6 protein-coding genes are annotated in these 7,204 nt (G+C 65.0%); 4 read left to right on the top strand and 2 right to left on the bottom strand.

Features of this window, described 5'->3' with window-relative positions; all coding sequences use genetic code 11:
* Positions 1-35: 35 nt before the first annotated feature.
* Together PMI38_RS19965 and PMI38_RS19960 are read right to left on the bottom strand one after the other, a co-directional pair.
* Positions 36-1,010, bottom strand: a complete 975-nt coding sequence (locus PMI38_RS19965; RefSeq protein WP_008097773.1) for a 2-hydroxyacid dehydrogenase — start codon at positions 1,008-1,010, stop codon at positions 36-38.
* A gap of 186 nt (positions 1,011-1,196) precedes the next feature.
* Positions 1,197-2,144: a LysR family transcriptional regulator gene (locus PMI38_RS19960; RefSeq protein ID WP_008097771.1), complete on the bottom strand. Its 948-nt coding sequence runs from the start codon at positions 2,142-2,144 to the stop codon at positions 1,197-1,199.
* 191 nt (positions 2,145-2,335) lie between these two features.
* Here PMI38_RS19960 and PMI38_RS19955 point away from each other — a divergent pair, with 191 nt between their 5' ends.
* The 4 genes from PMI38_RS19955 to PMI38_RS19940 are packed head-to-tail and all read left to right on the top strand — an operon-like array spanning position 2,336 to position 7,100.
* Complete coding sequence (locus PMI38_RS19955) at positions 2,336-3,865, top strand: efflux transporter outer membrane subunit (RefSeq protein WP_008097770.1); 1,530 nt, start codon at positions 2,336-2,338, stop codon at positions 3,863-3,865.
* On the top strand, positions 3,862-6,039 hold the full coding sequence (locus PMI38_RS19950) for an FUSC family protein (RefSeq protein ID WP_008097768.1): 2,178 nt from the start codon (positions 3,862-3,864) through the stop codon (positions 6,037-6,039). The genes PMI38_RS19955 and PMI38_RS19950 overlap by 4 nt, the downstream gene beginning before the upstream one ends.
* Entirely contained in the window at positions 6,029-6,229 is a 201-nt protein-coding gene (locus PMI38_RS19945; RefSeq protein ID WP_008097766.1) for a DUF1656 domain-containing protein, read from the top strand. Before PMI38_RS19950 ends, PMI38_RS19945 begins: the two co-directional genes overlap by 11 nt.
* Positions 6,230-6,239: 10 nt before the next feature.
* On the top strand, positions 6,240-7,100 hold the full coding sequence (locus PMI38_RS19940) for an efflux RND transporter periplasmic adaptor subunit (RefSeq protein WP_008097764.1): 861 nt from the start codon (positions 6,240-6,242) through the stop codon (positions 7,098-7,100).
* Positions 7,101-7,204: the final 104 nt, after the last annotated feature.

The following is a 7,204-nucleotide window of genomic DNA, read 5'->3' as shown; positions in this document are numbered from 1 at the left end:
CCGGCGATGAGGCCAGTGCAGCCGGTAAAGATCTATCAGCCCTTCCAGACCTGCGGATTCACCAGATCCCGCGGCCGCTCACCCAGCAGCGCCGCACGCAGGTTATCCATCGCCCGATTGGCCATGGCCTCGCGGGTTTCGGCAGTGGCCGAGCCAATGTGCGGCAAGGTCAGCGCATTGGGCAGCTTGAACAGCGGCGATTCGCTCAGCGGTTCCTTCTCGTACACATCCAGGCCGGCACCGCGAATCGTGCCGTTCTGCAACGCTTCCACCAGCGCCGCCTCGTCGACCACCGGGCCGCGGGCAATGTTGATCAGGAACGCGCTCGGCTTCATCAGCTTCAGCTCGCGCGCGCCGATCAGCTTGCGGGTGGCGTCGGACAGCGGCACCACGATGCAGACGAAGTCGGCTTCACCCAGCAGTTGCTCAAGGCTGCGATGTTGCGCACCCAGTTCCTGCTCAAGCGCCGGCTTGCGGTTGTTGCCGGCATACAGCACCTGCATGTTGAAACCGAAGCGGCCACGACGGGCGATGGCCGCACCGATATTGCCCAGGCCGACGATACCCAGGGTCTTGCCGTGCACGTCCGTGCCGAAGTGGGCCGGGCCGACGGTGGCTTGCCACTGGCCGGCCTTGGTCCAGGCGTCCAGCTCGGCGGTGCGGCGGGCACAGCCCATGATCAGCGAGAAGCCCAGGTCGGCAGTGCTTTCGGTCAGCACGTCGGGGGTGTTGGTCAGGGCGATGCCGCGCTCGTTGAAGTAGTCGAGGTCGTAGTTGTCGTAACCGACCGAGACGCTGGACACCACTTCCAGCTTTGCCGCGCCTTCGAGCTGCGCGCGGCCCAGCTTGCGGCCAACGCCGATCAGGCCGTGGGCCTCGGGCAGGGCTTCGTTGAACTGGGCATTGATGTCGCCGAGTTTCGGGTTCGGCAGGATCACGTTGAAGTCTTGCTGCAGGCGCTCGGCCATGGCCGGGGTGATACGGCTGAAGGCCAGGACGGTCTTTTTCATCGGGCAACTTCTCTGCAAGGCGTGGTGGATGTCAGTGCCGGCCTTTTCGCGGGGCAAGCCCGCTGCCACAGGTTCACCACAATGCTCGAGGACTGTGGAATCCCTGTGGGAGCGGGCTTGTCCCGCGAAAGGGCCGGCATTGGTTAGCAACCTACCATTGTCCACCACCGCCCTGCAGCAGCTTTTTCAGTTGGCGATCAGCAACTCATGGGTTTTCAGGTCAGCCTCATGGGCAGCCAGAATCTCCGGCAGCGAGTTGCGCAGGTACTCGACCCAGGTCTTGATCTTGGCATCCAGGTACTGGCGCGACGGATAGATGGCATACAGGTTCAGCTCCTGCAGCCGGTAGTCCGGCATCACCCGCACCAGGCTGCCATCGCGCAACCCGTCGATCGCCGAGTAAATCGGCAGCACACCCATGCCCATGCCGCTGCGAATCGCCGTCTTCATGGCATCGGCCGAGTTGACCTGGAACGGCGAGCTGGTGATGTTGACCAGCTCCTGGCCTTCGGGGCCGTCGAACAGCCACTTCTCCAGCGGAATCACCGGGCTGACCATGCGCAGGCACGAATGGTTGAGCAGGTCGAGCGGCTTGTTCGCAAAGCCATGCCGGGCCACGTATTCCGGCGATGCGCAGACGATGCTGTAGGTGATACCCAGGCGCTGCGACACGAAGCCGGAGTCCGGCAGTTCGGTGGCCAGCACGATGGACACGTCGTACCCCTCGTCGAGCAGGTCGGGCACGCGGTTGGCCATGGTCAGGTCGAAGGTCACGTCCGGGTGCGACTCGCGGTAGCGGGCAATCGCATCGACCACGAAATGCTGGCCGACCCCGGTCATCGAGTGCACCTTCAACTGCCCGGCAGGCCGGGCGTGGGCGTCGCTGGCCTCGGCTTCAGCTTCTTCCACGTAGGTAAGAATCTGCTCGCAACGCATCAGGTAACGCTTGCCTGCCTCGGTCAGGGCGATACGCCGAGTCGTACGGTTGAGCAGCCGGGTATGCAGATGGGCTTCCAGGTTGGAGACCGCCCGCGACACGTTCGCGGTGGTCGTATCCAGTTGCGCCGCAGCGGCCGTGAAGCTGCCGAGCTGGGCTACGCAACTGAAAGCACGCATGTTTTGCAGGGTGTCCATGGGTCACTCTCAAGGTAGAGGACAAAATTGTGTCACGAAGTTACTTCAAAAGAACGAAAAGTTGCCTTCGACCAAAGCCGGATTATCGCTGTTTTGGTAACAAAGATTCGCAGGAATCTGCGCTTATCGCCAGTGCGGCGGCCCCCTAGAATTGCTCGGCCCCTCCACCTCTTCCTCGGGAAATCGCAGCTGTGCCGCGTCGCATCATCAGAGCGCTCCAAGCGTTCAGTGCCTGTGCCCTTAGCCTTACCTTGAGCGGCTGTATCGGAACTTGGGGCATCGCCCCGCAAAACAAAGCGCTGCCAGCCAATACCCTGACCACCGACGCGGCCATCCGTGAAGCCGCGACCGACGCCCACTGGCCCGACCAGCAGTGGTGGCACGCCTATGGCGACCCCCAGCTGGACCGTTGGCTTGCCCTGGCCGTGGCCGGCAGCCCGAGCCTGGCCATGGCCGCGGCGCGGGTGCGCGAGGCCAAGGCCATGGCCGGTGTGGTCGAGTCGGCAGAAAAGCTCCAGGTCAATGGCCAGGCGAGTCTCAAGCGCCACAACTGGCCTGAAGACCAGTTCTACGGCCCTGGTGCGCTGTCGGGCGCCAACACCTGGGACAACAACGCCGCCATCGGCTTCAGCTACGCCCTCGACCTCTGGGGCCGCGAACGCAACGCCAGCGAACAGGCCGTGGACCAGGCGCACATGAGCGTGGCCGAGGCCCGCCAGGCGCAGCTGGAGCTGCAGAACAACGTGGTACGCGCCTATATCCAGCTGAGCCTGCACTTTGCCCAGCGCGATATCGTCAAGGCCGAGCTCGAACAGCAAGAGCAGATCCTGGCCCTGGCCAAGCGCCGCCTCGACGGCGGTATCGGCACCCATTTCGAGGTCAGTCAGGCCGAAGCGCCGCTGCCCGAAACCCACCGTCAGCTCGACAGCCTCAACGAAGAAATCGCCCTGACCCGCAACCAGCTGGCAGCACTGGCCGGCAAGGGGCCGGGGGAGGGTGCGCAGATCCAGCGCCCGACCCTGACCCTCGGCGCCCCGCTGAAACTGCCGTCGGCGCTGCCGGCCGAACTGGTCGGCCAGCGTCCCGACGTGGTTGCCAGCCGCTGGCAGGTGGCCGCGCAGGCCCGTGGCATCGATGTCGCCCATGCCGGCTTCTTCCCCAACGTCGACCTGGTCGGCAGCCTGGGCTTCATGGCCACGGGCGGCGGGGCGCTGGAATTTCTCACCGGGCGCAAGTTCAACTACAACGTAGGCCCCGCGATCAGCTTGCCGATCTTCGACGGCGGCCGCCTGCGTTCGCAGTTGGGCGTGGCCTCGGCCGGCTATGACATGGCCGTGGCGCACTACAACCAGACCGTGGTTGGCGCGCTGAAAAATATCTCCGACCAGCTGATCCGCCGTGAGTCGATGCAGGAGCAGTCGCACTTCGCCGCCGAGTCGGTGGCGGCCGCGCAAAAGACCTACGACATCGCCCTGGTCGCCTTCCAGCGCGGCCTTACCGATTACCTCAACGTGCTCAACGCGCAGACCTTGCTGTTCCGCCAGCAACAGGTGCAACAGCAGGTGCAGGCCGCCCGCCTGGTGGCCCATGCCGAGCTTGTGACCGCCCTGGGCGGCGGCCTGCAGGCGGGCGAGGACGTGCCTGACGAAGATCGCCAGGCCGCCCCGAAAACCCCGGCCACCCTGGCCATCCTCGACCGCAAGGCGGACCACGCCGAATGAGCACATCGAGCCTGCCCCTGCGCTGGCTGCACAGCCTGGAATGGCGCCGGGGCTTCTTTGCCTGGGCGCGCACCGACGGGGTGACCTGGGTCTATATCTTCAAGGTCCTGGCCGCCGCGTTCATCACCCTGTGGCTGGCCATGCGCCTGGAACTGCCGCAACCGCGCACGGCGATGATCACCGTGTTCATCGTCATGCAGCCGCAGAGCGGCCATGTGTTCGCCAAGAGCTTCTACCGGGTGCTGGGCACCTTGGCCGGCTCGGCGATGATGGTGGCGCTGATCGCTATCTTCCCGCAGAACACCGAGCTGTTCCTGCCCAGCCTGGCCGTGTGGGTCGGCCTCTGCTCGGCCGGTGCCATGCGTTACCGCACCTTCCGTGCCTACGCCTTCGTGCTGGCCGGCTACACCGCGGCGATGATCGGCCTGCCCGTGCTGCAGCACCCCGACCAGGCCTTCATGGCGGCGGTGTGGCGGGTGCTGGAGATTGCCCTGGGGATTCTGGTGTCGACCTTCGTCAGCGCCGCGATCCTGCCGCAATCGGCCAGTGCCGCCATGCGCAACGCCTTGTACCAGCGCTTTGGCGTGTTCGCCGGCGTGGTCGTCGAAGCCCTGCGCGGCGACAGCCAGCGCGACCGCTTCGAAACCAGCAACGTGCGTTTTGTCGCCGAGGCGGTGGGCCTTGAGAGCCTGCGTAATGTCACCGCGTTCGAAGACCCGCACATGCGCAGGCGCTCTGGCCGGCTGGTGCGCATGAACAGCGAGTTCATGGCCATCACCACGCGCTTCAACGCCTTGCACCGTCTGCTGGAGCGCCTGCGCGCCCGCGGTCCGCTGCAGATCGTCGGCGCCATCGAGCCGGGCCTCAATACCCTGGTCGAGCTGTTGCAGCCCTACGTTGGCCGGGCCTTGACCGACGCCGACGCGCTGCGCCTGACCCTGGAGCTGGCCGCTTACAAAGAGGGACTGCAGGCTCAGGTACGCGGCCTGCGCAACGAGTACCTGGAGACCAACCCCAGCGAGTCCGACCTGCTCGACTTCCACACCGCGTTCGAGCTGCTGTACCGCTTCGTCGACGAGATGTTCAGCTATGCCGAGACCCACGCCTCGCTGGCCGCGCACACCCACGAACGCGAGCAGTGGGATGAGCCGTATGTCGCACAGACCAGCTGGCTGGTGTCGCTGGCCGCTGGGGTGCGTGCATCGGCGGTGCTGTTGCTGCTGGGCAGTTACTGGCTGCTCAGCGACTGGCCCAGCGGCGCCATGATGACCCTGATCGCCACCGTTACCGTGGGCCTCTCGGCGGCTTCGCCGAACCCCAAGCGCATGTCGTTCCAGATGGCCTGCGGCACGGCGATCGGCGCCTTCATCGGCTTCTTCGAAACCTTCTTCGTGTTCCCCTGGATCGATGGCTTCCCCCTGCTGTGCATGGTGCTGGCGCCGGTGTTCGTGCTCGGCGCGTTCCTGTCCTCACGCCCGGCGTATGCCGGTTATGGCCTGGGCCTGCTGGTGTTCTTCGCCATCGGTACAGTGCCCAACAACCTCACCGTCTACGACCCGTACAGCTTCATCAATGACTACATCGGCATGGTCATCGGCATGTTCGTCTGCGCCGCGGCCGGGGCGATCATCCTTCCGCCCAACAGCCGCTGGTTGTGGAGCCGCCTTGAGCAGGAGTTGCGCGAGCAGGTGCTGTACGCCATCAGTGGGCGTCTGCGCGGCCTCGGCTCGGCCTTCGAAAGCCGCACCCGCGACCTGCTGCACCAGGCTTATGGCCTGGCGGCCGGCAAGCCGCAGGTGCAGAGCGAGCTGATGGGCTGGATGTTCACCGTGCTTGAGATTGGCCACGCCATCATCGAGCTGCGCAAGGAGCAGGCCCGCGCCCCGATTCACCCGGCCTACGCCGAATCGCAGCCATGGCGTCAGGCGATTCGTGTCATGGGTCGGGCCCTGGCGCGGCTGTTCCTGCAGCCCAGTGCCAGCAACCACGAACGCGCGCTGGTGGCGGTGGACCATGCCATCAGCCGCGTGCAAGCCACCGACGAACCTTTCGCCCGGCACTTCGACACCTCGGTGCTGCGCCGTGCGCAGAGCTACCTGCACTTCATCCGTTCTTCCCTGCTCGACCCACAGTCGCCGCTGGCACCGGCGAAAGGATTGCACCATGCCCCGTGAAATCGCCTTCCATGGCGTGTACATGCCCACCATGACCCTGATGTTCCTGTTCGCCCTGGGCCTGGCCTGGGGCCTGGACCGGTTCATCGCCAGTCATGATGGTTACCGCTTCTTCTGGCACCCGGCGCTGCTGCGCCTGTCCCTGTTCGTCTGCCTGTTCGGCGCTCTGGCGCTGTCGCTCTACTGGTGAGAATCCTTCGATGAAAAAGTTTTTCAGCCTGATCGCCACCCTGTTGGTGCTGACCGCTGCCGTGGTGATCGGTCGCCAGTTGTGGCTGCACTACATGACCACGCCATGGACCCGCGACGGCCGCGTGCGCGCCGACATCATCAACGTCGCCGCCGACGTGCCCGGCTATGTGGTGGACGTGAAGGTCCTGGACAACCAGCGGGTGAAGAAGGGCGATGTGCTGATCCAGATCGACCCCGAGCATTACCAGCTGGCCGTCGACCAGGCCAAGGCCCTGGTCGCGTCGCGCAAGGCAACCTGGGACATGCGCAAGGTCAACGCCAAGCGCCGTGCCGACATGGACAACCTGGTGATCTCCAAGGAAAACCGTGACGATGCCAGCAACATCGCCAACTCCGCGCTGGCCGATTATCAGCAGGCCCAGGCCACGCTGGCGGCGGCGCAGCTGAACCTCAAGCGCACCCAGATCGTGGCCACGGTGGATGGTTACGTGACCAACCTGAATATCCACAAAGGTGACTATGCGCGCACCGGCGAGGCGGTGATGGCGGTGGTCGACGAGAATTCGTTCTGGGTATACGGGTTCTTCGAGGAGACCAAGCTGCCGCATGTGAAGGTGGGTGACCAGGCTGACCTGCAGATGATGAGCGGCGAGCGCCTCAAGGGCCATGTGGAGAGCATCGCGCGCGGTATCTACGACCGCGACAACCCGCAGAGCCGCGAGCTGATCGCCGATGTGAACCCGACCTTCAACTGGGTGCGACTGGCGCAGCGGGTGCCGGTGCGGATTCACATCGATGAAGTGCCGGAAGGGTTTTTGCTGGCGGCGGGGACGACTTGTACGGTGGTGGTGAAGCCGAGCGAGGGGTGAGGGGCTCGTCACGACATTTGTAGCGGCCATGAGATCGAGCGCCGCCCGCGCGGCGCATCGCGGATGAATCCGCTCCTACATTTGTTGCAACGTGCCACGGTCTG

Source organism: Pseudomonas sp. GM84, assembly GCF_000282535.1.
In the GTDB taxonomy this organism is placed as follows: domain Bacteria; phylum Pseudomonadota; class Gammaproteobacteria; order Pseudomonadales; family Pseudomonadaceae; genus Aquipseudomonas.
Note: the sequence above shows the minus strand (reverse complement) of the source record. Positions and strands in the feature narration are given on the sequence as shown.